Here is a 26,210-nt window from a genome sequence, read left to right as displayed (position 1 = left end):
CGAAACGGGCTAATCACCCTTGTGCCGCAACAGACTCGACGGTCTCGGGCTGTTCAGGCTTCCTCGCCGGGGATTCGCCCCTCGTCGAGGTCCGCCGTGAACCGCTCCAGACGCCTTGTCGCCCCGGCGAGATCGTGCTTGGCCGCGGCCGTAATGACCAGCAGCTTCCGGGTCAGCGCCATCCGTACGCCCTCCGGGACTTGCAGTGCGCGCACTCGTGAGTGCGCTTCCTTCAGCTGGGCCGCGACCGCCGCATAGAGCTCGAGTTGGCCGTCGTCGTCCATGCACAGATTGTGCCATCTGGGGCGAGTTGTCGCCTGCGCAGGGGGCAACTGCCGCCTCGGACAGCCTTCCGGGCATCGTCGCCGGCCGGGGCCTCGAACCCCACGTACCCCGGCAACAACCCGTTTAACGTGGGAAGTTGGCATGCCGCCCGACGGTGCGGCGAAGGGCAGGGCCCCAAAACGGCTGTACCCCCGATCGTGGCGATCGGGGGTACAGCGGCGTTTCACGGTGGCCGAAACTCGACTTGTCACGGTCCCGGATCACCGGACCGGTTCACCGGTCCGTCACCGGTCGGGGCGGTGGATCACACCTGCAGCGTGCGCGGCTTGAACGACGGGCGCTTCGCCTCGTAGGCGGCGATGTCCTCCTCGTTCTGGAGGGTGATGGAGATGTCGTCCAGGCCGTTCAGCAGCCGCCAGCGCGAGTTCTCGTCCAGCTCGAAGGAGGCGGTGATCCCCTCGGCGCGCACCTCGCGCGCCACCAGGTCGACGGTGATCTCGGCGGTCGGGTCGCTCTCCGTGAGCTCCTGCAGCGCTTCCACGACCTTCTGGTCCAGGACCACCGTGAGCAGGCCGTTCTTCAGCGAGTTGCCGCGGAAGATGTCGGCGAAGCGGGCGGAGATCACGGTCTTGAAGCCGTAGTTCTGCAGCGCCCAGACCGCGTGCTCGCGGGAGGAGCCGGTGCCGAAGTCGGGGCCGGCGACCAGCACGGTGGCGCCCTGCCGCTCGGGGCGGTTGAGCACGAACTCGGGGTCCTTGCGCCAGGCCTCGAACAGCCCGTCCTCGAACCCGTCGCGGGTGACCTTCTTGAGCCAGTGGGCGGGGATGATCTGGTCGGTGTCGACGTTGCTGCGGCGCAGCGGGACGGCCCGGCCGGTGTGGGTGGTGAAGGCTTCCATGATCTCTCAGACTCCAGCGGGCGTGGGGGCGTCGGCGTCGGACAGGTCGGCCGGGGAGGCCAGGTGGCCGAGGACCGCGGTGGCGGCGGCGACCTGCGGGGACACCAGGTGGGTGCGGCCGCCCTTGCCCTGCCGGCCCTCGAAGTTGCGGTTGGAGGTGGAGGCGGAGCGCTCGCCGGGGGCCAGCTGGTCGGGGTTCATGCCCAGGCACATGGAGCAGCCCGCGTGCCGCCATTCGGCGCCGGCCTCCTTGAAGACCACGTCCAGGCCCTCGGAGACGGCCTGCAGACCGACCCGCGCGGAGCCGGGGACGACCAGCATCCGTACGCCGTCGGCGACTTTGCGGCCCCGGACGATGTCGGCGGCGGCGCGCAGGTCCTCGATGCGGCCGTTGGTGCAGGAGCCTACGAAGACGGTGTCCACATCGATGGAGCGCAGCGGCTGACCGGCCTCCAACCCCATGTACTCCAGGGCCTTTTCGGCGGCCAGGCGCTCCGAAGCGTCTTCGTACGAAGCCGGGTCGGGGACGGCGGCCGAAAGCGGCGCGCCCTGGCCGGGGTTGGTGCCCCAGGTGACGAACGGGGACAGCTCGGCGGCATCGATCACGACCTCGGCGTCGAACCGGGCGTCGTCGTCGGTGCGCAGCGTCCTCCAGTACGCGACGGCGGCGTCCCAGTCCTCGCCCTCGGGGGCGTGCGGGCGGCCCTTCAGGTAGTCGAAGGTGGTCTGGTCGGGGGCGATCATGCCCGCGCGGGCGCCGGCCTCGATCGACATGTTGCAGATGGTCATGCGGGCCTCCATCGAGAGCTTCTCGATGGCGGAGCCGCGGTACTCCAGGACGTAGCCCTGGCCGCCGCCGGTGCCGATGCGCGCGATGATCGCGAGGATCAGGTCCTTGGCGGTGACGCCCTCGGGCAGTTCGCCGTCGACGGTGATGGCCATGGTCTTCGGGCGGGCCATCGGCAGCGTCTGGGTGGCCAGCACGTGCTCCACCTGGGAGGTGCCGATGCCGAACGCCAGAGCGCCGAAGGCGCCGTGCGTGGAGGTGTGCGAGTCGCCGCAGACGACGGTGGTGCCCGGCTGGGTCAGACCCAGCTGGGGGCCGACCACGTGCACGACGCCCTGCTCGACGTCGCCCAGCGGGTGCAGCCGCACGCCGAAGTCCGCGCAGTTCTTGCGCAGCGTCTCCAGCTGGGCGCGGGAGACCGGGTCCGCGATGGGCTTGTCGATGTCGAGGGTCGGGGTGTTGTGATCCTCGGTGGCGATGGTCAGGTCGAGCCGGCGCACACCGCGCCCGCTCTTGCGGAGGCCGTCGAAGGCCTGGGGGCTGGTCACCTCGTGCAGCAGGTGCAGATCGATGAAGAGGAGGTCGGGCTCGCCCTCGGCGCGCCGGACGACGTGGTCGTCCCAGACCTTCTCCGCGAGTGTCCTACCCATCGCTTTCCCTCCGGCCGGACGCGACAGCGCGCACCGGCCCAACTAGAGATCTTGAGGAGGCGGCACCGCGCCCCCCTACGGGCAGCCGCCGCCGGGCCCGCCGGTCCACGGGCCGCTGTGACTACCAGGGTGGCGTGTTCCACGGAAAATTGAACTTGCGTTTCACAGAGTGAGACGCGAGTATCGTTGCATGGACAACAGTAGCGGCGTCGGCGTCCTGGACAAGGCAGCCCTTGTCCTGAGCGCCCTGGAGTCCGGTCCGGCCACCCTCGCGGGTCTGGTCGCGGCCACCGGACTGGCACGACCCACGGCCCACCGGCTGGCCGTGGCCCTGGAACACCACCGCATGGTGGCACGCGACATGCAGGGCCGTTTCATTCTCGGCCCCCGGCTCGCGGAACTGGCCGCGGCCGCGGGTGAGGACCGTCTCCTCGCCACCGCCGGCCCGGTCCTCACCCACCTCAGGGACGTCACCGGCGAGAGCGCGCAGCTCTACCGGCGCCAGGGCGACATGCGCATCTGCGTCGCCGCCGCGGAGCGCCTGTCCGGTCTGCGGGACACGGTCCCGGTCGGCTCGACGCTCACGATGAAGGCGGGCTCCTCCGCGCAGGTCCTGATGGCCTGGGAGGAGCCGGAGCGCCTCCACCGGGGCCTCCAGGGCGCCCGCTTCACGGCGACGGCCCTGTCGGGCGTGCGGCGGCGCGGCTGGGCGCAGTCGATCGGCGAGCGCGAGCCGGGCGTCGCGTCGGTCTCCGCGCCCGTGCGCGGCCCCTCCAACCGCGTGGTGGCCGCCGTGTCGGTCTCCGGCCCCATCGAGCGGCTGACCCGTCACCCCGGCCGGATGCACGCCCAGGCGGTCATCGACGCCGCCGCCCGCCTCTCCGAGGCCCTGCGCCGCTCCGCCTGACCCCCCTCCCCCTCCCCGCACCTCCCGTACAGCCGGGAAGGGCCTGCCCCAACGCCGCGGCAGGCCCTTCCCGTCCCCCGATCCCCCCGGTCACACGGCTTTTTCGGCGGGCTCCCGCGTCCGGTGCGCGAACCGGTCCCGCGCGGAGCGTCCCCGCCGCTCGACGGGTACCTGCCCGTGCGCCGCGGCGAGCCCGAAGGCGGGCATGTCGCCGTAGATCGCCTCGTAGGAGCCCTCCGGCACGACGTACGCCTCGTGCCATATCCCCACGTGCCCGCGCACCTTCCCGGCCCGCTCCTCGCGGTTGACCAGCGCCCACATCCGGTGGTGGTGGGCGTCGGGCGCGCTCGCGTAGGCGTAGAGCTTCTCCTTGGACTCCCAGTACTGGACGACGTAGTACGTGCGCGGCGAGGCCGTCAGCAGGACGCGGCCGAGCAGTCCGCGCTCCGGGGCCTTCGCCAGCTCGGCCAGCATGCGCAGCATCGCGGCCATCACGGGCACCCACTGGTGGACCGCCCAGAAGCGGTTGACGCGCATGCCGATGAGCAGGACCGCGACCTCCCCCCGCGCGTCGGCGGTGGTGCGGCCGGCGACGACCTTGCGTGCGGACATGACTTCCCCCGTTCGGTGAGCGACGCTATCCAATCGCCGCATGCTTGGATAGTGCCGGTATCCGAGAAAGGACGCAAGAGATGCGGCTGGCCGAGTTGAGCGAGCGCAGCGGTGTGGCCGCCGCGACGATCAAGTACTACCTGCGCGAAGGGCTGTTGGCGCCCGGCCGGCAGATCAACGCGACGACCGCCGAGTACGACGAGGACCATCTGCGCCGGCTGCGGCTGGTGCGTTCGCTGATCCAGGTGGGACGGCTGCCCGTGGCGACGGTCCGGGAGGTGCTCGGGCACATCGACGACGACTCCCTGGGCCGCACGATCCGGATGGGCGCCGCGCTGTGGGCGCTGCCGCAGGTGCCGGAGCCGGACGAGGACGACGAGTTCGTGCGGACCGCCCGGCAGGAGGTGGACCAACTCCTCCACACCCTGGGCTGGTCGAACGCGCAGGCGCTGGTGACCATCTCGCCCTCCTACCGCTCGCTGGTGGTGGCGCTCGCGGCGTTCCGGCGGCTCGGGCACGACTGGGGCGCGGAACGGATGGCGCCGTACGCGCGGTTGATGCACGAGGCGGCCGTGCTCGACCTGGACTTCGTGGACACGCGCCCCTCGGAGGCCGAGCGCGCGGAGACCGCGGTACTGGGGGCGGTCCTGGCCGAGCCGATGCTGCTGGCCCTGCGCCGGCTGGCCCAGGAGGAGGAGTCGGCGCGCCGGTACGGCTTCGAGTGAGCCGGTGCGGGAACGCCGATGGGCCCCGCCGAAGCGGGGCCCATCGGATGGTGTACCCCCGACCGGATTCGAACCGGCGCTACCGCCTTGAGAGGGCGGCGTGCTAGGCCGCTACACAACGGGGGCGTGGACACTGCATGCGTTTCATACTGCTCCGCCGCAGGTCCGAGCTGGTCTACCTGGACTCGAACCAAGACTAACTGAACCAGAATCAGTCGTGCTGCCAATTACACCATAGACCAATGATGGTTTAGACCAGTCGTACCCCCGACCGGATTCGAACCGGCGCTACCGCCTTGAGAGGGCGGCGTGCTAGGCCGCTACACAACGGGGGCCCTAGCGATCCTGCATCGAGAGACGGCGGGAGCTACCCTGACTGTCCTCGCGGGAAGGATCTGTACCCCCGACCGGATTCGAACCGGCGCTACTGCCTTGAGAGGGCAGCGTGCTAGGCCGCTACACAACGGGGGCTCGCGGATCAGATCCGCGGTGCAGATTGAAGCATCTGCGAGCTGGCCTACCTGGACTCGAACCAAGACTAACTGAACCAGAATCAGTCGTGCTGCCAATTACACCATAGGCCACTGGAACGCAAGCCCCTGTGGGGTTCTTGTTCTAGTAGTGCGCTTCGGGTTTCCGGCCTTTCGGCCCGTTCCCCTCGGCGCAGGAAGAACATTACCCGAAGGTGGACGGGGCTCCAAAACGACTATCCGCACCGAGCGTCGCCGGCAGTTCGGAGAGGGAGGAGATCCGACGCGGACCGCCCTCGGCGTCACCCACGGTGTACACGCCGCCACGGTCGATCCAGACCGACAGCAGCCCCGCCTCGGCGGCGCCCCGCCCGTCGATCTCCGGGTGGTCGCCCACGTACGCGACCTGGTGCGGGGCGAGTTCCAGCGCCTCGCAGGCCGCGTGGAAGGCACCGGCGGCCGGCTTGGACACCCCCAGCTCCGCGGCGCACAGCACCAGCTCGAAGCGGTCGCGCACGCCGAGCACCCGCAGCTTGTGCTCCTGGACGCGGAGGCTGGAGTTGGAGAGCACGGCGTGCCGGTGGCTGGCGGCGAGGGCGTCCAGGACGGGCAGCACGTCCGGGAAGAGCGCCCAGGCGGTCTCGTAGTGGCGCAGGTAACGCGCGAACCACGCCTCGGCCTCGGCGTCGGTCAGCTCCGGCCGGCCGAGGAAGACCCGCACCCGGTCCCGCCGCTGCTCCTCGAAGGTCGCCTCCCCCGCCGAGAACCGCGCCCACTGCTCGTCGGTGATCCGCCGCCAGTGGGCGAGGGCCTGCTCCACGTCACCGTACCGCTCCAGCAGGCGCTCGGCCAGCAGATGCGTACGCATCCCGGTCCGGTCGGCCGTGGTGTAGTCGAAGAGGGTGTCGTCGACGTCCCACAGGACGGCTTGGATCGCCATGGGATCCAGCCTAGGCAGCGAGCGCCGTCGGCGTGGCCGTCCGCTCCAGGTCCTTCGGTTCCGGTTCGCGGTTGCCGGGTTGCCGGATGCCCTAGCGTGGATCCATGAGCGAGTACCGCATCCAGTTCACCGTCGAGGCGCACGCCACGTACGACGCCCTGCCCGCGGAGCGTCGGGCGCACTTGGACAGGGCCGTGCGCATACTGGCCCGCGATCCGTTCCGGAAGAACTCGACCGCACCGCTCGGCCCGGACGAGAACCTGCGCAAGGCGTACGTGGCCCCGGGCGTGGTGCTGGAGTACATGGTGGCCGGTGCGATCATGGTCGTCGTCGTGCTGGAGGTCTTCGACGAGAGCGCCTACCTGATCGACGAGGCCGACGCACAATGAGCGCGATGCGACGGGGGCGGCGCCCGGAGGTCCGGGGCCGCCCCTGTCGCGTTCGGCCGGTTATGCGGCGAGCTTCGCCAGCGCCGCGTCGATCCTGGCCAGGGTCGTCTCCTTGCCCAGGACCTCCAGGGACTCGAAGAGGGGCAGGCCGACCGTGCGGCCGGTGACGGCGACGCGGACCGGGGCCTGGGCCTTGCCGAGCTTGAGGCCGTGGGCCTCGCCGGCGGCCAGGACGGCCTCCTTCAGGGAGTCGGGGGACGTCCAGTCGGCCGCCTCCAGCTTCTCGCGGGCCGTCGTGAGCAGGGCGTCCGAACCCTCCTTCATCGCCTTCGTCCAGCTGGCCTCGTCGAAGACGGGCTCGGGCAGGAACAGGAAGTCGACGTTGTCCGTGATCTCGGAGAGGACCTTCAGACGGGTCTGGGCGTGCGGGGCGATCGCCTGCCACTTGGTCTCGTCGAAGTCCTCCGGGGCCCACGGCGCGAAGGGGGCCTTCAGCCAGGGCGCGCAGCGCTCCGTGAAGTCCTTCACGTCGAGCATGCGGATGTGGTCGGCGTTGATCGCCTCGCACTTCTTCAGGTCGAAGCGCGCCGGGTTCGGGTTGACGTCCGCGATGTCGAAGGCCGCGACCATCTCCTCGATGGAGAAGATGTCCTGGTCGGCCGAGAGCGACCAGCCGAGCAGCGAGAGGTAGTTGAGCAGGCCCTCGGGCAGGAAGCCGCGCTCGCGGTAGAGGTTCAGCGAGGACTGCGGGTCGCGCTTGGAGAGCTTCTTGTTGCCCTCGCCCATCACGTACGGCAGATGGCCGAAGGCGGGGATCGACTTGGCGACGCCCAGCTCGATCAGCGCCTTGTACAGGGCGATCTGGCGCGGGGTGGAGGAGAGCAGGTCCTCGCCGCGCAGGACGTGGGTGATCTCCATCAGCGCGTCGTCGACCGGGTTGACGAGCGTGTACAGGGGGGCGCCGTTGGCGCGGACGATGCCGTAGTCCGGGACGTTCTCCGGAAGGTAGGTGATCTCGCCGCGGACCAGGTCCGTGAAGGTGATCGTCTCGTCGGGCATCCGGAAGCGGACGATGGGGCTGCGGCCCTGCGCCCGGTACTCCTCGACCTGCTCGGCGCTCAGCTCGCGGCAGTGGCCGTCGTAGCCGGAGGGCTTGCCGGCGGCGCGGGCGGCCTCGCGGCGGCCGTCCAGCTCCTCCTGGGAGCAGTAGCAGTGGTAGGCGTGGCCGGCGTCCAGCAGTTTCCGGGCGACGTCCTGGTAGATGTCCATCCGCTGCGACTGGCGGTAGGGCGGGTGCGGCCCGCCGACCTCGGGGCCCTCGTCCCAGTCGAAGCCCAGCCAGCGCATCGCCTCGAGCAGCTGGTTGTAGGACTCCTCGGAGTCGCGGGCCGCGTCGGTGTCCTCGATGCGGAAGACGAGGGTGCCCTGGTGGTGGCGGGCGAACGCCCAGTTGAACAGGGCGGTGCGGACCAGCCCCACGTGGGGGTTACCGGTGGGCGAGGGACAGAAACGGACACGGACTGGTGCGCTAGCCACGCTTGACAACCTTGTTGGTGAGAGTGCCGATGCCTTCGATGGTGACGGCGACGTCGTCGCCGACGTTCAGGGGGCCGACCCCTGCCGGGGTGCCCGTGAGGACGACGTCGCCGGGGAGCAGCGTCATCGCCTCGGAGATGTTGACGATCAGATCCTCGATGGGGTGGATCATCTCGCTGGTGCGGCCCAGCTGCCGCTGCTCGCCGTTGACGGTGAGCTGGATGGTCAGGTCGGCAGCGGCGGCGAGGTCGAGGTCCGTCTCCACCCAGGGGCCGAGCGGGCAGGAGCTGTCGAAGCCCTTGGCCCGCGCCCACTGCTTCTCGCGGCGCTGGACGTCGCGGGCGGTGACGTCGTTGGCGCAGGTGTAGCCGAAGATCACGTCCTTGACGCGGTCGCGCGGGACCTCGCGGCACATGCGGCCGATGACGACCGCCAGCTCGGCCTCGTGGTGCAGTTCCTCGGAGAAGGAGGGGTACTGGATCGGGTCGCCGGGGCCGATCACCGAGGTGGACGGCTTGAAGAAGGCGAACGGGGCGTCGGGCACCTCGTTGCCGAGTTCGCGGGCGTGCTCGGCGTAGTTGCGGCCGAAGGCGACGACCTTGTTGGGGAGCACCGGCGGCAGCAGCCGTACCTTGCTCAGCGGCACCTTGGTCCCGGAGAGCTCGAAGTCCGCGAACGGGATGCCCTTGATGATGTCGAGGACGAGCTCGTCCGGCTGGTCGCCCTCGACCGCGCCGAAAGCGACGTTCCCGTCGATGGAGAACCTGGCGATGCGCACGGGTTGCTTGGCCCCTTGACTGAAGCGGCTGGAGTCTGACGCTCCAGGCTAACGCGGCGCGGGCCCCCCATCTCGCGCATCGCGCCGCCGGAGCGGCCGGTCGCGCGCCCGGAGGCCCCGTGCGGACGGGCCCCGCGGAACCGGGGGCGGGCCCGGAGGAGGAGCGCCGGACCTGGGGACGGCCCTCCGTGGAGGGGCGCCCGGACCTGAGAGCGGGCACGAAGGAGGGGCGCCCCCTGGGCCGGGGACGCCCCTGATCTCCATGTGCGCGCCGGTGCGTCGGCGCGAGCACGCCGGGCCGGTCCGAGCGCTTCGCGGCCCGGGCGCGTACTACTGCGTGACGGCGGCCGCGGCCGGCGCCTCCATGAGAACGGTGCGCCTGGGGTTGGCGGTCTGGGTGGGGAGGGTGACGGGGTGCTCCGGCAGTTCCGGGGTCTGCAGCGCCTCGGCGTCCTCGAGGTGGGCGAGGGTCGTGCGCCGGGGGTTGGCTATGTTGCGGAACATCATCGTCGTCTTCACGGTTGTCAGAGACCTTGTCGTCTACGGGCGCCGGGAGCGTCGGAGGGCCCTCGCGCGCGGGTTGGCAGCGTTGCGCCTTATGTAAAGCGTCAGGCTAAACATTCAATTCCCGGCCGAGGGCGTGCAGAGTCCGTGATCTCCATGTGAGTTTGCTCACGGACGTATCGACAATCCGGACAATTCATGGGCGGATCCCACGCGGCCGAAACGGACATTCACCGCCTGAAGCAGCCATTCCGCTCCCGATCATGGCGACTGGGACACCTGACCCCGCTCATCGGCTCGTAGCCATATGTCCGGTATGCGGGAGATCACTTTCCACCACCGGTAACTCGTCACTCACACGGTGTCACAGAGGTCACAGCATGGCCCACATGCCTTGTTGGAGATCCTGCACTGTGCTGGAATGCCACGGACCGCCGCAGGATCGACCCGGCGCGCAGGGGCGCAACGCAGCGCCGAGTGGCGGCGAGACAGGGGGAGACAGCGCCGGTCACTCACGACCACCCGGGGTGCGTTTTCAGGGCGCCCCCCACAACGCCGACACCGTCCTTCCTCTCGTGCGGAAGGACGCCTGGTCCAGAGGTTGCGACGCTAGTGCAGGGACGTTTCAAGAGGGATGGCAGCGCTTCGGCGGAGCCGGAGCCGCACGGCGGGACTGGCCCCATGGCCGTCAGCTCCTCGCCCCAGCACGCCCAGAACCCGGGTCCGGCCCAGTCCGGCGACAAGGAGCGCGCCGGCTCCGCCCCCGCGCAGGCCCCGGCCGGCCCCGATCCGGCGGTGAAGCCGGCCAAGGGCCAGACGCCCACCGGCCCCGGCTCGCGCATGGCCCTGCGCAACTGGCGCATCTCCACCCGCCTGGTGTCGCTGCTCGCGCTCCCCGTCGTCGCGGCCACCACGCTGGGCGGTCTGCGCATCAACCAGAACCTGGACGACATCCAGCAGCTCGACAACATGAAGCTGCTGACGGACATGACCAAGCAGGCCACCGAGCTGGCCGCCGCGCTCCAGGAGGAGCGCGACCAGTCCGCCGGCCCGCTGGCCCACCCCTCCAGCGCGAGCGCCATCACCGTCAAGGGCTTCCGGGACAAGACGGACCGCGCCAAGGCCAACTTCCTGTCGGCCTCCGAGGAGATCGACAGCGCCAGCAAGAACGGCAGCCTCCTCGGCGTCCGCGACACACTCGTGGGCCTGGCCAGCGAGCTCAACGGCCTGGCCAAGATCCGCAAGGGCGCCTACGAGTCCACGGACAACTCCTCCCAGACGGTCGAGGCCTACCACCACCTCATCACCGAGCTGCTCGGCCTCTCCCAGGACATGGCCGAGGCGACCAGCAACCCGGAGATGATCCAGCGCACCCGCGCCCTGGCCGCCTTCTCCTCCGCCAAGGAGTACGCGTCCGTCCAGCGCGCCGTCATCGCGGCGGCCCTGCCGGCCAACAACACCACCCGGGGCCACCTCTCCGACAACGACCGCCTGTACGCCCAGTCGGCGCTGGACAGCCAGACCTCCGAGCTCAACAGCTTCCGCAACATCTACGGCAGCGGCGCCGAGGACCTCCTCAAGCCGGTGGAGGAGGGCAACCCCACCATCCAGGCCGCCGACCAGTACGCCAAGCGCGCGCTGGACAGCGCGCAGGGCCTGGACTCACAGCTGAACAAGCGCTCCTACCGCGACTGGGTCGACGACAGCTCGACCAAGATCGAGCAGATGCGGAAGATCGAGCACACGCTGCTCGAGAACATGGAGCAGAAGGCGCGCGAGCTGCGCAGCTCCACCGAGCAGGACGCCATCATCTCCGGTGTGCTGATCCTGCTGGTCCTCGGCGTCTCGCTGATCGGCGCCTTCGTCGTGGCGCGGTCCATGATCCGCTCGCTGCGCCGGCTGCAGGACACCGCGACCCGGGTCGCCCAGGACCGACTGCCCGAGCTGGTCAAGCAGCTGTCGGAGTCGGACCCGCAGGACGTGGACACCACCGTGGAGTCGGTCGGTGTGCACTCGCGGGACGAGATCGGCCAGGTGGCCGCGGCCTTCGACGAGGTGCACCGCGAGGCGGTCCGCCTCGCCGCCGAGCAGGCCCTGCTGCGGGGCAACGTCAACGCGATGTTCACCAACCTCTCGCGCCGCTCCCAGGGCCTGATCCAGCGTCAGCTGTCGCTGATCTCCGAGCTGGAGTCCCGCGAGGCCGACCCGGACCAGCTGTCCTCGCTGTTCAAGCTCGACCACCTCGCCACCCGCATGCGCCGTAACGGCGAGAACCTGCTGGTCCTCGCGGGTGAGGAGCCCGGCCGACGGTGGACCCGCCCGGTCCCGCTGGTCGACGTCCTGCGCGCCGCCGCCTCCGAGGTGGAGCAGTACGAGCGCATCGAGCTGGCCTCGGTGCCGACCACCGAGGTCGCCGGCCGCGTCGTCAACGACCTCGTGCACCTGCTCGCCGAGCTGCTGGAGAACGCCACCTCGTTCTCCTCCCCGCAGACCAAGGTCAAGGTCACCGGTCACGCGCTGCCCGACGGCCGCGTCCTGATCGAGATCCACGACACCGGCATCGGCCTCTCCCCCGAGGACCTCGCCGCGATCAACGAGCGGCTCGCCTCGCCGCCCACCGTGGACGTCTCCGTCTCCCGGCGCATGGGTCTGTTCGTGGTCGGTCGTCTGTCGCAGCGGCACGGCATCCGCATCCAGCTGCGTCCGTCCGACTCCGGCGGCACGACGGCCCTCGTCATGCTGCCGGTGGACGTCGCCCAGGGCGGCAAGAAGCCGGCTCCCGGCAAGCCAGGCGGTCCCTCCGCCGGCGGTCCGGCGGCCGCCGCCGCAGCCGCGGGCGCGGCTGCCGCGCGACGCCAGAGCGGTCAGGCGGGCGGCGCCCTCGGCGCGGGAGGCGCCGGGCGCCTCGGCCCCGGTGCCGCTCAGCGCGGTCAGGTCGGCGCGGGTCAGGGCCCGCGGGCCGCACTGCCCGGCGTGGGCGGCCGGCCGGGTGGTCCCGGTGGTCCGGGCGGCGCGCGCGGACCGCAGGGTCCGGGGCAGCCGCAGCAGGGCCGGCCGGCTCAGAACGGTCCCGGTCACAACGCTCCCGGCCAGAACCCTCCCGGCCAGAACGGTCCGGGCCTCAACGGCGCGGGTTCGGCCGCCGGCTTCGGCGGCCGGGCTCCGGGCGCCCCGCAGGGCCTGCAGGCCGCGGGCCCGGGCGCCGCGCAGGGATTCGGCGACGGCCGGCGCACGGGCGGCCGGCAGGACGCCTTCGGCGACGGTGGCCGGCAGGACGCCTTCGGCGGCGGTCAGCGCGGTGGCGTGCCCCCGCAGCGGGGCAACGGCGGCGAGCAGGGCCGTACCCCGCAGCTGCCGCCGCGCGGTGGTCCGCGCGCCGAGCTGCCGGGCGGCAACCCCCAGCCGCGTACGCCCAGCTGGGGCAACGAGAACGCCATGGGCCCCGCCGCCCTCGACGCCCCGCGCGGGCACGACGAGGCGGAGCAGGCACAGGCCTCCGGCGCGCCGCGGTTCGAGGACCACTCGGGTCCGGGCGGCACGGCGGAGATGCCGGCGCTGCCGCGTCCCGAGGGCCGGCAGGGCCAGGGCGCCCCGGCGGACACGTCGGCGTTCCCCCGCCCCGACTTCGACGCTCCCCGGCCCGGCACGGCCGGCGGCCGGGACGCGGACCGGTTCGCGGCTCCCGGCGCGGACGCCGGGCAGAACACCGGCTCCTTCGTCCGTCCGGACATATTCGGCGCCGGCGCGCAGGGCGGCCGGCCGAACAACCCGTCCGACACCGGCCAGTTCGCCGCTCCCCAGGCCTACGACAACGGCTCCACCGGCCAGTTCGCCGCCCAGCAGGGCTACGACAACGGCTCCACGGGCCAGTTCCCGGCGGTGCAGCAGGGGTACGACAACGGCACGAACGGCCAGTACCAGCAGCAGGGCTACGACAACACTCCCACGGGGCAGTTCCAGCAGCCCGGCTACGACAACGCCTCGACCGGCCAGTACCAGCAGCCTGGTCACGACAACGGTTCCACCGGTCAGTTCGCCACCCCACAGGCGTACGACAACGGTTCCGCCGGCCAGTACCAGCAGCCCGGTCACGACAACGGAGCCTCAGGCCGGCCTCAGCTGCCGGGCCGTCAGGACCCGTCGTCCACCGGCCAGTTCGAGCGGCCGCAGGCGGTCGGCGGTCCCGCCGACTTCGGCGCCCCGCGCCGGCCGGCCCCGCAGCAGCGGCCCGCGGGCCGGGAGCCCGAGGCGCTGCCGCCGGCGGGTCCGGGCGACGGCCGCACCCCGCTGTTCGACACCCTGGAGACCAACTGGTTCCGCGGTGAACGGCAGCAGGCGGGGGCCCCGGCTCCCGCTCCGCAGCAGCCCCAGGCTCCTGCGGCCCCCGAGCGTCCCGCGGCCTCGGCCTGGCGCAGCTCGCCGAACGACGAACTCGTCCGGCAGGCGGAGCGCGTACGGCAGCCGGCGGCGGGCGGCGTCACCACCTCCGGCCTGCCGCGCCGGGTGCCCAAGGCGAACCTCGTCCCGGGCACGGCTCAGCAGCAACAGCACCAGAACGGTCCGCAGGTCTCGCGTGCGCCCGATGACGTACGCGGCCGGCTGACCAATCTCCGTCGGGGCATCGCACAGGGTCGTCAGGCCGGCAACGGCCAGACGGGCAGCTACCCGAGCCCCACTCACCAGCAGGAGCGTTAGTTGAGCCCGATGAGCCAGGCGGCACAGAACCTCAACTGGTTGATCACCAACTTCGTGGACAACACCCCTGGGGTGTCCCACACCGTCGTGGTGTCCGCGGACGGACTCCTTCTGGCGATGTCCGAAGGGTTCCCGCGCGACCGCGCCGACCAGCTCGCGGCCGTCGCGTCCGGCCTCACCTCGCTGACCGCGGGGGCTTCCCGGATCTTCGAGGGCGGCAACGTGGCGCAGACGGTCGTGGAGATGGAGCGTGGCTTCCTCTTCCTCATGTCCGTCTCGGACGGGTCGTCCCTGGCGGTCCTGGCCCACCCCGAGTGCGACATCGGCCTCGTCGGCTACGAGATGGCGCTGCTGGTCGACCGGGCGGGCGCGGTGCTCACCCCGGACCTGCGCGCCGAACTACAGGGCAGTCTGCTCCACTGACCGGCCTGGTACCACCCACGTCACCAAATCACCGTCCGGCCGCCACAATCCCCCCACCGGCCCCGTCCGACGGCTTGCCCGACCGACTTGCTGTCCCGCCCGGAGGATTCATGACCCCGCCCACCGCCCATCATGATCCGTACGCCGAGCCGTACGGGGACGAGGGCGACCAGCCGCTGGTCCGTCCGTACGCGATGACCGGCGGCCGGACCCGGCCGCGCTATCAGCTCGCCATCGAGGCGCTGATCAGTACCACGGCCGACCCGGCAGCGCTGATGGGACTGCTCCCGGAGCACCAGCGGATCTGCCACCTGTGCCGTGAGGTGAAGTCGGTCGCCGAGGTCTCGGCGCTCCTCGCCATGCCGCTCGGTGTGGCGAGGATCCTCGTCGCGGACCTGGCAGAGGCCGGGCTGGTGGCCATCCACCAGCCGGGCGGTGACGAGAACAACGGCGGCGCACCGGACGTGACGCTGCTCGAAAGGGTGCTCAGTGGACTTCGCAAGCTCTGACGGGGGCCGGGCCACCACCTCCGCGAAGATCGTGGTGGCGGGCGGCTTCGGCGTGGGCAAGACCACGTTCGTGGGCGCCGTCTCGGAGATCAATCCCCTGCGCACGGAGGCCGTGATGACGTCCGCTTCGGCGGGCATCGACGACCTCACCCACACCGGGGACAAGACCACCACCACGGTGGCCATGGACTTCGGCCGCATCACGCTCGACCAGGACCTGATCCTGTACCTGTTCGGCACCCCCGGCCAGGACCGCTTCTGGTTCATGTGGGACGACCTGGTGCGCGGTGCGATCGGCGCGATCGTGCTGGTCGACACCCGCCGCCTCGCCGACTGCTTCCCGGCCGTGGACTACTTCGAGAACAGCGGCCTGCCGTTCGTCATCGCCCTCAACGGCTTCGACGGGCAGCAGCCGTACAGCCCCGAAGAGGTCCGCGAGGCGCTGCAGATCGGGCCGGACGCGCCGATCATCACCACCGACGCCCGGCACCGCGCGGACGCCAAGTCGGCGCTGATCACGCTGGTCGAGCACGCGCTGATGGCCCGTCTGCGGTAACGACGCGGACACGGACACATCTCACATAGCACCCAGGCAGGGATGGCGATACGCCAGTTGTCGTAGCAGCACCGGAGCCGACTGTGTCCTTTGACACGGTCGGCCCCGGTGTTCATAACGTTTCGGCAGAGGAATCGGGTGGTACGGCAACGCGTCGCGCACATCCGGTGTCACTGCGCGTACGACGCGCCCGTCTTTTGACGCCGCTCGCTCTTTATGACCGTTTTATCTGGTGCTTACAAGCGTGCGCACGGCCGGCTCCAACTGTTTGGAAGACCGCATGCCCGCGTGCTGGAATGCCTGAACTGCCCAATAGTCAAAGACGTACTCAGGAGTACTGACGTCGTCGCCGGCGCACAGGGCTTGAGACATTGCGGCACAACGTAGGTGCCGACCGCCGAGAGGTTGTTGGTCGAGTGAGGCGAAGCAAGAACGGTCCCGAGCCGTCGACGGCCCGGGGCAACTTCACCCCGCCGCCGCGCGGAGCGGCGCCCGCGCACGTACCCGGTGCGGAGTCGGCGAGCGCCCCCGCGGCGAGCGGCGGCCCCTTCTCACCGCGCAACTGGCGGGTGCGGACCAGGCTGAACGCGATCCTGCTCATACCCGTGCTGGTCGGCCTCGTCATGGGCGGCTTCCAGGTCAAGAGCTCGATCGACACCTGGAACGAGGCCCAGGACGCGGAGAACACCGCACGCCTGGTGCGCGCCTCCCTGTCCTACGCCAACGCTCTCTGGAACGAGCGCGACGTCACCGCCGCCCCGCTGCTGCAGGGCAAGGGGCAGAACGACGCCACGGTCACCCAGGCCCGCGCCGCCACCGACAAGGCCGCCGACGCCTTCGACCAGGCCGCCGAGAACATGCCGCAGAAGCCCGGCCTGGTCCGCCGGCTGAAGCTGTTCCGCGAGGCCGAGCCCGGTCTGCAGTCGCTGCGGGCCGCCGCGTTCACCTCCAAGCTGACCGGCGTGCAGACCGAGGAGGGCTACGTCAAGGTCGGCCACCCGCTGATGGAGTTCGCCAACGAACTCGGCCTGGGCACCGGAAACATCACCTCCTACGGCCGTACGGTCTACGCCATCTCGCTCACCCAGGCGGCCCTGTCCCTGGAGCGCTCGATCGGCATGCACCTGCTGGTCAAGCCCGGTCCGGACAGCGGCAACCTGGCCAGCCAGCGCATCGCCCTCTCCTCCTACGCCTATCTGGAGGGCATCGCCATCGAGGAGTACCTCGGCGGCGGCACCCAGGCCGACTCGGACAAGCTGGACGCGCAGAAGCGGGAGATCCAGACCAAGGCCGCGGCGATGGCCGAGGAGGCCAAAGGCCAGGACCCCGCCTACGTGGCCCCGCCGTCCGACCCGCAGAAGATGGTCACGGCCCTCGCCACGCTGAAGTCCACCGATGCCGGCGACCGCCAGGAACTCGCCCAGAAGGGCATCACCGCGCAGAACTGGTGGGCCGTCAACACCCTCAAGTTCGACGCCTACCGCAAGATCCAGTCGGACATGGCCGACACCGCGGTGAACGAGGCGTCCGGCATCGCCGACGACGCCAAGCAGTCGACGTTCATCACCGGCGCGGTCGTCCTGGTCGCCCTGCTCGCCGCGTTCCTGCTGGCCGGTATGGTCGCCCGCCAGATGAGCCGCTCCATGCGCCAGCTGCGCAACGCCGCCTTCGGCATCGCCGAGCAGCGCCTGCCGATGCTGGTCGACCAGCTCTCCCGCACCGACCCGGGCCGGGTCGACACCCGGGTCGCGCCGATCCCGATCACCTCGACCGACGAGATCGGCGAAGTCGCCCGCGCCTTCGACCAGGTCCACCGCGAGGCCGTCCGGCTCGCCGCCGAGCAGGCCCTGCTGCGGGGCAACATCAACGCGATCTTCACCAACCTCTCGCGCCGCAACCAGTCGCTGATCGAGGGCCAGCTGACCCTGATCACCGACCTGGAGAACAACGAGGCCGACCCGGACCAGCTGGAGAACCTCTTCCGCCTGGACCACCTGGCCACCCGTATGCGCCGCAACGGCGAGAACCTCCTGGTCCTCGCCGGCGAGGAGCCCGGCCGCCGTTGGGACCAGCCGGTCCCGCTGGTCGACGTGCTGCGCGCCGCCTCCTCCGAGGTGGAGCAGTACGAGCGCATCGAGATGTCCGGCGTCCCCGAGGCCGAGATCCACGGCCGCGCGGTCACCGACCTCGTGCACCTCCTGGCCGAGCTGCTGGAGAACGCCACCACCTTCTCCTCGCCGCAGACCAAGGTCCGCGTCACCGCGACCCGGCTGCCCGACGGGCGGGTCATGGTCGAGATCCACGACAAGGGCATCGGCCTGACCGCCGAGGACTTCGCGGACATCAACCACAAGCTCGCCAACCCGCCCACCGTGGACGTGGCGATCTCCCAGCGCATGGGCCTGTTCGTGGTCGGCCGCCTCGCGGACCGGCACGGCATCCGGGTCCAGCTGCGCCCCTCCGGCGAGCAGGCCGGCACCACCTCCCTGGTGATGCTCCCGGACGCGATCACGCACGGTGGCGGCGGCGAACAGGCGCTGGAGCGTGACGAGTTCACGGTCTCCCAGATCATCCCCGAGCAGCAGCTCAAGGGCGAGAGCTTCACCCAGCTGCCGCCGATGCGGACCGCCGCCGAGCTCGGCTTCGACGACAGCCGCTACGCCGACGTGCCCGACGACATCCGGGGCCTGGACCCGGTGGGCCGCTCGCGCAAGCGCGAGGAGCGCCGCGCCGCCCTGGAGTCCCAGTCGGGCGCCGTGCCCGAGGCCCCGGAGAACTCCGCGTTCCCCGACGAGTCCACCGGTCAGCGGCAGGCCTACGACACCGGCCGGAGCGCGTACCCGGAGCAGAACGCCGGCTACGACGGACAGGGCGGCTACGAGGACCGGTCACAGGCCTACGACGGCCAGGGACAGGCCGCGTACGACCAGCACGGCGGCTTGCGGTACGAGCAGCAGGGACAGCAGTCGTACGAGCAGGCGTACTACGCGCCGGACGGCTCCGGGCAGCAGAACGGCGGCTACCCGGCGGACGGCGGCTACCCGGCCCCCGACGCCTATGCGGAACCGGTGCGCGAGGAGCACGCGGGCGTCCACGGCGCCGCGCAGGGCCAGTACGCCGGCTTCCAGGAGCAGCCCTACCAGGACGACTGGCCGCAGGGCGACGGATACCAGAACGGCTACGCTGGGCAGTACGCTCCACAAGCGGAATCCGCGCAGGCCGCTGTCGCGGCCGAGGCGGACCACGTAGGCTTCGGCCATCCGGGAGCGGACCCGGCCGTCGGCCACGAGCTGACCGACGCGGGGCTTCCCCGTCGTGGCTCCCCCGCGAGCGGTGCGGGCGGCGCGCGGACCGAGCGCCAGGAGACGCCGGCCCCCTCCCCGGAGAACAACGGCGACAGCAGCTGGCGTTCGGCGAACGACGAGCGGTGGCAGCAGGCCTCCAAGCTCCGCAAGCCCAAGGCGGGCGGGGTGACCTCCTCCGGCCTGCCGCGGCGGGTACCCAAGGCCAACCTGGTCGAGGGGACCGCGGAATCGACCCCGCAGGGCGGCCCACAGGTCTCCCGCGCCCCCGAGGACGTCCGGGGCAGGCTGAGCAACCTGCGCCGGGGCGTCGAACGGGGACGCACCGCAGGAAGTGACAAGAACGGCCAGGCCACAAGGAATGAACACAGTGGTCCTGACAGCACCTACAACCAGGAGCGTTAGTGTGAGCCCGATGAGCCAGGCGGCGCAGAACCTGAACTGGTTGATCACCAACTTCGTGGACAACACCCCCGGGGTGTCCCACACCGTGGTGGTCTCCGCCGACGGACTCCTTCTGGCGATGTCCGAAGGCTTTCCCCGCGACCGTGCCGACCAGCTCGCGGCCGTCGCGTCCGGTCTGACCTCGCTGACCGCGGGTGCCTCGCGCATCTTCGAGGGCGGCAGCGTGAACCAGACCGTTGTGGAGATGGAGCGGGGATTCCTCTTCATCATGTCCATCTCCGACGGTTCCTCGCTCGCGGTTCTCGCGCACCCCGAGGCGGACATCGGTCTCATTGGGTACGAGATGGCCCTTCTGGTGGACCGCGCGGGCACGGTCCTCACCCCGGACCTCCGCGCGGAGCTCCAGGGGAGCCTTCTCAACTGAAAGTCAGACGGTGCGTTTTGGTGTCCTGTGGCCGTAAGGTTTCGGGACGCGGCTTCCACGCCGTTGGAGGCCCGGCGCCATCGGAGGAGGAGAGAGAGTGGCAACACCCCCAGGCGGTTCGCATTCGGGCGACTGGTCGTACGGCCCTGCCCAGGGCCAGGGCGACGGTTCGGTGAACCAGTACGGCTACCCCTCCGTCCCGCGTCACCGGCAGCCGTACTCGCCGCAGGGCCCCGGCCCTTCGCCGTACGACCAGCCGCAGGCGCCGCGCATCCAGCCGGTGCAGCCGCAGCGCCGTGCGCCCGAGCCGGCGCCCGCCGGCGCGTCGGGCAACCCCCTGGTCCGCCCGTACGCCATGACGGGCGGCCGCACCAGGCCGCGTTACCAGCTCGCCATCGAGGCCCTGGTGCACACCACCGCGCAACCGCACCAGATGCAGGGCCAGTTGCCCGAACATCAGCGGATCTGCCAACTGTGCCGCGAGATCAAGTCGGTGGCCGAGATCTCGGCCCTGCTGACGATTCCTCTCGGCGTGGCCAGGATCCTCGTCGCCGACTTGGCGGAGGCGGGCCTGGTCGCCATCCATCAGCCCGGCGGCGACGAGAACGCCGGCGGCCAGCCAGACGTGACACTGCTCGAAAGGGTGCTCAGTGGACTTCGCAAGCTCTAGCGGAGGGCCGGTTTCTCCAAGTCGCTCCACCACGTCCGCGAAGATCGTGGTGGCGGGCGGCTTCGGCGTGGGCAAGACCACGTTCGTCGGCGCCGTCTCGGAGATCAACCCGCTGCGCACAGAGGCCGTCATGACATCCGCTTCGGCGGGCATCGACGACCTCACCCACACCGGGGACAAGACCACCACCACGGTGGCCATGGACTTCGGCCGCATCACCCTCGACCAGGACCTGATCCTCTACCTGTTCGGCACCCCCGGCCAGGACCGCTTCTGGTTCATGTGGGACGACCTGGTGCGCGGCGCGATCGGCGCGATCGTGCTGGTCGACACCCGCCGCCTCGCCGACTGCTTCCCGGCCGTCGACTACTTCGAGAACAGCGGCCTGCCGTTCGTCATCGCCCTCAACGGCTTCGACGGCAACCAGCCCTACAACCCGGACGAGGTCCGCGAGGCGCTGCAGATCGGCCCGGACACCCCGATCATCACCACCGACGCCCGGCACCGCGCCGACGCCAAGTCGGCGCTGATCACGCTGGTCGAGCACGCGCTGATGGCCCGTCTGCGGTAACGCCCGGCCCGGTCGCGGGGCGCAGAGGACGAAGACAAGGGGGCGTTCCCTCCCCACGGGGAGGGAACGCCCCCTTCGTCGTACGCCCCCTTCGTCGTACGCCCCCTTCGTCGTGGGCCGGCTCGTCATGCGCGCCTCGTCCTGCGGCCGACGGCGGACGCGCGGAAGGGGGCCACCCGGGTGGGTGGCCCCCTTCGGAGCTGTCCTTCGAGGCTGTCTACGCAGCCGTGGGATCAGTGCCAGCTGTGCGGTGCGCGGAAGCCGCCCTCGCGCTCCAGGCGGCGCCAGCCCGCCCTGGCACGGCCGCGGTGGGCCGGGGCGGTGTCGTCGGGGCGGGCCGCGGCACGGGCCAGCAGAAGGGCCGTGAGGGCGGCGACCTCCTCGGGCTCGGCGTGGCCCTTCTCGACGCGGATGTCAGGCATGTCCATGAGTCGGTCTCCGTGGCTGAGGGGTCCGCGGGGTCGCCGCGGAGCGTCCGCTGGGTTACTGCGGGGGGTTGCCGTGCTTGCGGGAGGGCAGGTCGGCGTGCTTCGTGTGCAGCATCGCCAGGGACCTGATGAGGACCTCTCGGGTGTCGGCCGGGTCGATGACGTCGTCCACCAGGCCGCGCTCGGCGGCGTAGTAGGGGTGCATCAGCTCGGCCTTGTACTCCTTGACCATGCGGGCCCGGGTGGCCTCGGGGTCGGCGGCCTCGGCGATCTGACGGCGGAAGATGACGTTGGCGGCGCCCTCGGCGCCCATCACGGCGATCTCGTTGGTCGGCCAGGCGTAGGTGAGGTCGGCCCCGATCGACTGGGAGTCCATGACGATGTAGGCACCTCCGTACGCCTTGCGCAGGATCAGCGAGATCCGCGGCACGGTGGCGTTGCAGTAGGCGTAGAGCAGCTTCGCGCCGTGCCGGATGATCCCGCCGTGCTCCTGGTCGACGCCGGGGAGGAACCCGGGGACGTCCAGGAAGGTGACGATCGGGATATTGAAAGCGTCACACATCTGGACGAAGCGCGCAGCTTTTTCGCTCGCCTCGATGTCCAGGACGCCCGCCAGCACCTGCGGCTGGTTGGCGATGATGCCGACGACCTGGCCGTCCAGACGGCCCAGGGCGCAGATGATGTTGCGCGCCCAGCGCTCGTGGACCTCCAGGTACTCGCCGTCGTCGAGGATCTCCTCGATGACCTTGGTCATGTCGTACGGGCGGTTGCCGTCGGCCGGGACGAGGTCCAGCAGCACGTCGGAGCGGCGGTCGACGGGGTCGGCGCTCTCCACGCGGGGCGGGTTCTCGCGGTTGTTCTGCGGCAGCAGCGACAGGAGGTAGCGGACCTCCGCGATGCAGGTCTCCTCGTCGTCGTAGGCGAAGTGGCACACGCCGCTGGTCTCGGCGTGCACGTCCGCGCCGCCGAGGCCGTTCTGCGTGATCTCCTCGCCCGTGACGGCCTTGACCACGTCCGGGCCGGTGATGAACATCTGCGAGGTCTCGCGGACCATGAACACGAAGTCCGTCAGCGCCGGGCTGTAGGCCGCGCCGCCCGCGCACGGGCCGAGCATGACCGAGATCTGCGGGATGACCCCGGAGGCCTTGGTGTTGCGCTGGAAGATGCCGCCGTATCCGGCCAGGGCGCTGACACCCTCCTGGATGCGGGCGCCGGCGCCGTCGTTGAGGGAGACCAGCGGGGCGCCGGCCGCGATGGCCATGTCCATGATCTTGTGGATCTTGGTGGCGTGGGCCTCGCCGAGGGCGCCGCCGAAGATGCGGAAGTCATGGGCGTAGACGAAGACGGTACGGCCCTCGACCGTGCCCCAGCCGGTGATGACACCGTCGGTGTACGGCTTCTTCGCCTCCAGGCCGAAACCGGTCGCCCGGTGCCGGCGCAGCTGCTCGACCTCCTGGAAGGAGCCCGGGTCCAGGAGCAGGTCGATCCGCTCCCGCGCGGTCAGCTTGCCCTTGGCGTGCTGCGCCGCGGTCGCCTTCTCGCTGGGGCCGGCCACCGCCTGCGCACGGATCCCGTGCAGCTCGGCGACCCGCCCGCGCGCGTCCGCCGGTTCCCCGGCCGGCTCGCCCGTCGGCTCACCCGTCGTCTCTTCCAAAACGGTCATGTAGCGACCTTACGAAGGACACCAAGGAAAGCGAGCCGTCGACTCCGTACAGTCTCCGGCCCGTTTTCCTGGTGCCACTGAACAGAACCATGGCGCCATTGAGGCTTTCCGACTGCTCAGAGGGGATCGGAGTTGTCGGGGGCACACAAACCCGGGGCGCGAGAGGCGCCTCACATTCTCCTGCCGCGGATGCCATCCGTGGAGTGAAGCGCGGACCCGGACGGCGGACCGGCACACCGTATCGCGGAGCCGCCCGGCGCGGCCGCGCGTCGCCGCCGCTCCGGCCGAGGAGCCGTCCTCCCGAGCCGGTCGAGCGGCCGCCCCGGTCTCGCCGGCAGAAGACGACCGGTCCCCGATGTTGAAAATTAAACGGAATGGGTCTACGGTCGTCCTCGTTGATGTGGTTGAACATTCAACATCACCGGCGTCCCGCCTCGTCGCCGGCCCGGCAACACCGTCCTCAAGGAGCACCCCATGGGCATCTTCGGCCGCAAGAACGACACCGCCACCACCACCGCCCCCGCCGCCGTGAACCCGGACCTCGCCGCGCTGACCGGCGACTACACCATCGACCCGGCCCACTCCACGCTCGGCTTCGTGGCCCGGCACGCCATGGTCACCAACGTCAAGGGCAAGTTCACCGAGTTCACCGGCGCCCTGCACCTGGACGGCGCCGACCCGGCCGCCTCCACGGCCACGCTCGACATCGTGATGGGCAGCATCGACACCGGCTCCGCGGACCGCGACGGGCACCTCAAGAGCGCGGACTTCTTCCGCACCGACGAGTTCCCGGCGATGACCTTCCGCTCCACCGAGGCGAAGGCCGTGGGCGGCGACGACTACCGCATCACCGGCGACCTCACCATCCTCGGTGTCACCCGGCCGGTCACCATCGACCTGGAGTTCAACGGCGCCGCCAAGGACCCCTTCGGCAACGAGCGCGTCGGCTTCGAGGGCAGGGCCGAGATCCTGCGCTCCGAGTGGGGCCTGACGTGGAACGCGGCGCTGGAGACGGGCGGCGTCCTGGTCTCCGACAAGATCAAGCTGAACTTCGACATCTCCGCGATCCGGAACGCCTGATCCGCCGCCGGCCGCCCCGGCGGGCCCGCCTCACGGCCTCCGCCGCCCCGGAACGCGCCCGCTCTCCACTCCCCCGTACGAGGAGGGCGGGCGCTTCGGCGTGTCCGGACGCCGTCGTGGCCCCGTCCCCGTGTCCTTCGGCCCCCCCAGAAGAAATCGACCAGATCTGCGAAGAACTGTTATTCGGTCCGCCTTCAGCGGTCTCCCAGGCATCGGACATCATCGACCGACGTCAAGGGACAGGGAACTTCTCCTATGAGCACACAGGACACGGTGGAGCTGGCGGCGCTGGTGGCGGCCGCCCGCGACGGCGACCCGGCGGCCCAGGACGCCCTGGTCAGCGCGCACCTTCCGCTCGTGTACAACATCGTGGGCCGCGCCCTGAACGGTTCCGTGGACGTCGACGACGTCGTGCAGGACACCATGCTGCGCGCCCTGGACGGGCTGACGCAGCTGCGCGCCCCGGAGAGCTTCCGGTCCTGGCTGGTGGCGATCGCCATGAACCGGGTGCGGGCGTACTGGCAGGACCGGCAGTCCGCGCCGGGCGGCGTCGAGGAGGCCGGCCTGGTCCCGGACCCGGGCGCCGACTTCGTGGACCTGACCATGCTGCGGCTCCAGTTGTCCGGGCAGCGCCAGGAGACGGCGCGCGCGACCCGCTGGCTGGAGCCGGACGACCGGGGGCTGCTGTCGCTGTGGTGGCTGGAGTGCGCCGGTGAGCTGACCCGCGCGGAGGTCGCGCAGGCCCTGTCGTTGTCGCCGCAGCACACCGCCGTGCGGGTGCAGCGGATGAAGGCCCAACTGGAGGCGGCCCGTGTGGTCGTGCGGGCGCTCGACACGCGGCCCGGCTGCGCGGAGCTGGAGGAGGTGCTGACGGGCTGGGACGGCCGGCCCACCGCGCTGTGGCGCAAGCGAATAGCCCGGCACGCCCGTGAGTGCGTGCGCTGCGCGGGCCTGTGGAGCGGGCTGATGCCGGCCGAGGGGCTGCTGGCGGGCCTCGGCCTGGTGCCGGTCCCGGTCGCACTGCTGCCGCACCCGCCGTCCGGCTTCGACGGCACGCCCGCCGGATCGGCCGGACCGGCCGGTGAGGAGTCCGGCGGGAGCGGCGTCGCCGACCTGACCGCGCGCCACAGCGTCTCCGGCCGGGCGGCGGCGCGGCGGCGGGCCGGCGGCCGGGGCACCGCCCGGGACGCCGCCCGCCGCAAGCGGCGCGTGCGGCGGCGCGCGACGGCCGCCGCGGTCGTGGCCGCCTGCCTGGCCGGTACCGGCGCCTGGTACTTCAGCAGTGGTCCGGGCGCGGGTACGGACGGCGGCGACACGGTGGCCGGGGCCCCGACCACCCCGGTCACGGACCTGGCCGCCCCCGCCGACAGCCCCGCCGGATCCTCTTCGCCGTCCACGTCGGCCTCCCCCTCGCCCTCCGCGTCCCCGTCCCCCTCCCCGTCGAAGAGCCCGAGCGCCTCCAGGAGCCCGCGCCCCACGAGGAGCACGCCCTCGCCGGCGAGGAAGCCGCAGCCCCGGCCGACCCGCACCGCGCCCAGCGCCCCGCCCGCCCAGCCCGCTCCGGCCGGCACCGTCGCGCAGGTGATCGCGCTGGTCAACCAGGAGCGTGCCAAGGCGGGGTGCGGTCCGGTCACCGAGGACTCCCAGCTGGACGCGGCCGCGCAGGGCCACTCCGACGACATGGCCGCCCGGAACTTCTTCGAGCACACCAACCCCGACGGCAAGGACCCCGGCGCCCGGATCACCGCGGCGGGCTACCGCTGGTCGACGTACGGCGAGAACATCGCCAGGGGCCAGCAGACGCCGGAGTCGGTGATGGACTCCTGGATGAACAGCCCCGGCCACCGCGCCAACATCCTCAACTGCTCGTTCAAGAACCTCGGCGTGGGCGTCCACAAGGGCTCGGGCGGCCCGTGGTGGACGCAGGACTTCGGCGCGCGCATGTGAGAGAGGGCGGGGCCGGGCCGGTGCGGTGGGACGGCTGCGGTGGATCCGAGTGCGGT

The 26,210-nt window shown here is 71.2% G+C and carries 23 protein-coding genes and 5 tRNA genes; 13 read left to right on the top strand and 15 right to left on the bottom strand.

Features of this window, described 5'->3' with window-relative positions; genetic code table 11:
- Positions 1-53: 53 nt before the first annotated feature.
- The 3 genes from ACH5A8_RS28820 to leuC form a co-directional block, all read right to left on the bottom strand.
- Positions 54-284 (bottom strand): hypothetical protein, encoded by a 231-nt coding sequence (locus tag ACH5A8_RS28820; RefSeq protein ID WP_399006808.1) that lies wholly within the window; start codon positions 282-284, stop codon positions 54-56.
- Between the two features lie 305 nt (positions 285-589).
- Positions 590-1,183 (bottom strand): 3-isopropylmalate dehydratase small subunit, encoded by a 594-nt coding sequence (gene leuD / locus ACH5A8_RS28815; RefSeq protein WP_399006806.1) that lies wholly within the window; start codon positions 1,181-1,183, stop codon positions 590-592.
- A gap of 6 nt (positions 1,184-1,189) precedes the next feature.
- The gene (gene leuC / locus ACH5A8_RS28810) at positions 1,190-2,620 is read right to left on the bottom strand and encodes a 3-isopropylmalate dehydratase large subunit (protein WP_399006804.1); all 1,431 of its coding nucleotides are present in this window, start codon (positions 2,618-2,620) and stop codon (positions 1,190-1,192) included.
- A 190-nt stretch (positions 2,621-2,810) separates the two neighbouring features.
- Here leuC and ndgR point away from each other — a divergent pair, with 190 nt between their 5' ends.
- The gene (gene ndgR / locus ACH5A8_RS28805) at positions 2,811-3,527 is read left to right on the top strand and encodes an IclR family transcriptional regulator NdgR (protein WP_009190822.1); all 717 of its coding nucleotides are present in this window, start codon (positions 2,811-2,813) and stop codon (positions 3,525-3,527) included.
- Between the two features lie 90 nt (positions 3,528-3,617).
- Here ndgR and ACH5A8_RS28800 read toward each other — a convergent pair whose 3' ends face one another.
- Entirely contained in the window at positions 3,618-4,139 is a 522-nt protein-coding gene (locus ACH5A8_RS28800; protein ID WP_399006802.1) for a DUF4188 domain-containing protein, read from the bottom strand.
- 80 nt (positions 4,140-4,219) lie between these two features.
- On the opposite strand from ACH5A8_RS28800, the gene ACH5A8_RS28795 reads away from it, so the two are divergent.
- Complete coding sequence (locus ACH5A8_RS28795) at positions 4,220-4,864, top strand: MerR family transcriptional regulator (protein WP_399006800.1); 645 nt, start codon at positions 4,220-4,222, stop codon at positions 4,862-4,864.
- Positions 4,865-4,917: 53 nt separating this feature from the next.
- On the opposite strand, the gene ACH5A8_RS28790 is transcribed toward ACH5A8_RS28795, so the two are convergent.
- The 6 genes from ACH5A8_RS28790 to ACH5A8_RS28765 all read right to left on the bottom strand — a co-directional run bounded on the left by ACH5A8_RS28790 (position 4,918) and on the right by ACH5A8_RS28765 (position 6,274).
- Positions 4,918-4,990: transfer RNA gene (locus tag ACH5A8_RS28790), tRNA-Glu, on the bottom strand.
- A 44-nt stretch (positions 4,991-5,034) separates the two neighbouring features.
- Positions 5,035-5,106 (bottom strand) — tRNA-Gln (locus ACH5A8_RS28785).
- 20 nt (positions 5,107-5,126) lie between these two features.
- A tRNA-Glu gene (locus tag ACH5A8_RS28780) sits at positions 5,127-5,199 on the bottom strand.
- Positions 5,200-5,262: 63 nt separating this feature from the next.
- Positions 5,263-5,335 (bottom strand) — tRNA-Glu (locus ACH5A8_RS28775).
- Between the two features lie 41 nt (positions 5,336-5,376).
- Positions 5,377-5,448 (bottom strand) — tRNA-Gln (locus tag ACH5A8_RS28770).
- A 91-nt stretch (positions 5,449-5,539) separates the two neighbouring features.
- Positions 5,540-6,274, bottom strand: a complete 735-nt coding sequence (locus ACH5A8_RS28765) for an HAD family hydrolase (protein ID WP_399006798.1) — start codon at positions 6,272-6,274, stop codon at positions 5,540-5,542.
- Between the two features lie 104 nt (positions 6,275-6,378).
- On the opposite strand from ACH5A8_RS28765, the gene ACH5A8_RS28760 reads away from it, so the two are divergent.
- Positions 6,379-6,663, top strand: a complete 285-nt coding sequence (locus tag ACH5A8_RS28760) for a hypothetical protein (RefSeq protein WP_399006796.1) — start codon at positions 6,379-6,381, stop codon at positions 6,661-6,663.
- Positions 6,664-6,723: 60 nt separating this feature from the next.
- On the opposite strand, the gene gltX is transcribed toward ACH5A8_RS28760, so the two are convergent.
- From gltX to ACH5A8_RS28745, 3 genes are all read right to left on the bottom strand, one after another.
- On the bottom strand, positions 6,724-8,208 hold the full coding sequence (gene gltX, locus ACH5A8_RS28755) for a glutamate--tRNA ligase (protein WP_399006795.1): 1,485 nt from the start codon (positions 8,206-8,208) through the stop codon (positions 6,724-6,726).
- Positions 8,192-8,977, bottom strand: a complete 786-nt coding sequence (locus ACH5A8_RS28750; protein ID WP_399006793.1) for a fumarylacetoacetate hydrolase family protein — start codon at positions 8,975-8,977, stop codon at positions 8,192-8,194. Before ACH5A8_RS28750 ends, gltX begins: the two co-directional genes overlap by 17 nt.
- A 330-nt stretch (positions 8,978-9,307) precedes the next feature.
- A complete protein-coding gene (locus ACH5A8_RS28745) occupies positions 9,308-9,496 on the bottom strand; it encodes a hypothetical protein (RefSeq protein ID WP_399006791.1) in 189 nt (62 codons plus the stop codon).
- A gap of 597 nt (positions 9,497-10,093) precedes the next feature.
- Here ACH5A8_RS28745 and ACH5A8_RS28740 point away from each other — a divergent pair.
- The 8 genes from ACH5A8_RS28740 to ACH5A8_RS28705 all read left to right on the top strand — a co-directional run bounded on the left by ACH5A8_RS28740 (position 10,094) and on the right by ACH5A8_RS28705 (position 21,036).
- Complete coding sequence (locus ACH5A8_RS28740) at positions 10,094-14,176, top strand: nitrate- and nitrite sensing domain-containing protein (protein ID WP_399006789.1); 4,083 nt, start codon at positions 10,094-10,096, stop codon at positions 14,174-14,176.
- Between the two features lie 9 nt (positions 14,177-14,185).
- Positions 14,186-14,599 carry a roadblock/LC7 domain-containing protein gene (locus ACH5A8_RS28735; protein ID WP_003973453.1) on the top strand — a complete coding sequence of 138 codons (414 nt, stop codon included), beginning with the start codon at positions 14,186-14,188 and terminating at the stop codon, positions 14,597-14,599.
- Between the two features lie 110 nt (positions 14,600-14,709).
- Positions 14,710-15,108, top strand: a complete 399-nt coding sequence (locus ACH5A8_RS28730; protein WP_009190816.1) for a DUF742 domain-containing protein — start codon at positions 14,710-14,712, stop codon at positions 15,106-15,108.
- On the top strand, positions 15,089-15,664 hold the full coding sequence (locus ACH5A8_RS28725; protein WP_399006787.1) for a GTP-binding protein: 576 nt from the start codon (positions 15,089-15,091) through the stop codon (positions 15,662-15,664). The genes ACH5A8_RS28730 and ACH5A8_RS28725 overlap by 20 nt, the downstream gene beginning before the upstream one ends.
- A 416-nt stretch (positions 15,665-16,080) precedes the next feature.
- The gene (locus ACH5A8_RS28720; protein WP_399006785.1) at positions 16,081-19,371 is read left to right on the top strand and encodes a nitrate- and nitrite sensing domain-containing protein; all 3,291 of its coding nucleotides are present in this window, start codon (positions 16,081-16,083) and stop codon (positions 19,369-19,371) included.
- 10 nt (positions 19,372-19,381) lie between these two features.
- Entirely contained in the window at positions 19,382-19,795 is a 414-nt protein-coding gene (locus ACH5A8_RS28715) for a roadblock/LC7 domain-containing protein (RefSeq protein ID WP_004983065.1), read from the top strand.
- A 97-nt stretch (positions 19,796-19,892) separates the two neighbouring features.
- Positions 19,893-20,465, top strand: coding sequence for a DUF742 domain-containing protein (locus ACH5A8_RS28710; RefSeq protein WP_399006783.1), 573 nt, complete (start codon positions 19,893-19,895; stop codon positions 20,463-20,465).
- Positions 20,446-21,036: a GTP-binding protein gene (locus ACH5A8_RS28705; RefSeq protein WP_399006781.1), complete on the top strand. Its 591-nt coding sequence runs from the start codon at positions 20,446-20,448 to the stop codon at positions 21,034-21,036. The genes ACH5A8_RS28710 and ACH5A8_RS28705 overlap by 20 nt, the downstream gene beginning before the upstream one ends.
- Positions 21,037-21,269: 233 nt before the next feature.
- On the opposite strand, the gene ACH5A8_RS28700 is transcribed toward ACH5A8_RS28705, so the two are convergent.
- Together ACH5A8_RS28700 and ACH5A8_RS28695 are read right to left on the bottom strand one after the other, a co-directional pair.
- Complete coding sequence (locus tag ACH5A8_RS28700) at positions 21,270-21,464, bottom strand: acyl-CoA carboxylase epsilon subunit (protein WP_399006779.1); 195 nt, start codon at positions 21,462-21,464, stop codon at positions 21,270-21,272.
- 55 nt (positions 21,465-21,519) lie between these two features.
- Positions 21,520-23,127, bottom strand: a complete 1,608-nt coding sequence (locus tag ACH5A8_RS28695) for an acyl-CoA carboxylase subunit beta (protein WP_399006777.1) — start codon at positions 23,125-23,127, stop codon at positions 21,520-21,522.
- 474 nt (positions 23,128-23,601) lie between these two features.
- Here ACH5A8_RS28695 and ACH5A8_RS28690 point away from each other — a divergent pair, with 474 nt between their 5' ends.
- Together ACH5A8_RS28690 and ACH5A8_RS28685 are read left to right on the top strand one after the other, a co-directional pair.
- A complete protein-coding gene (locus ACH5A8_RS28690; RefSeq protein WP_399006775.1) occupies positions 23,602-24,207 on the top strand; it encodes a YceI family protein in 606 nt (201 codons plus the stop codon).
- A gap of 255 nt (positions 24,208-24,462) precedes the next feature.
- The gene (locus ACH5A8_RS28685) at positions 24,463-26,154 is read left to right on the top strand and encodes a sigma-70 family RNA polymerase sigma factor (RefSeq protein WP_399006773.1); all 1,692 of its coding nucleotides are present in this window, start codon (positions 24,463-24,465) and stop codon (positions 26,152-26,154) included.
- Positions 26,155-26,210: the final 56 nt, after the last annotated feature.

Source organism: Streptomyces sp. NPDC018610 (assembly GCF_044391765.1).
Classification (GTDB): domain Bacteria; phylum Actinomycetota; class Actinomycetes; order Streptomycetales; family Streptomycetaceae; genus Streptomyces.
The sequence above is the reverse complement of the archived record's forward strand: the minus strand, read 5'-3'. Positions and strand labels throughout refer to the sequence as shown.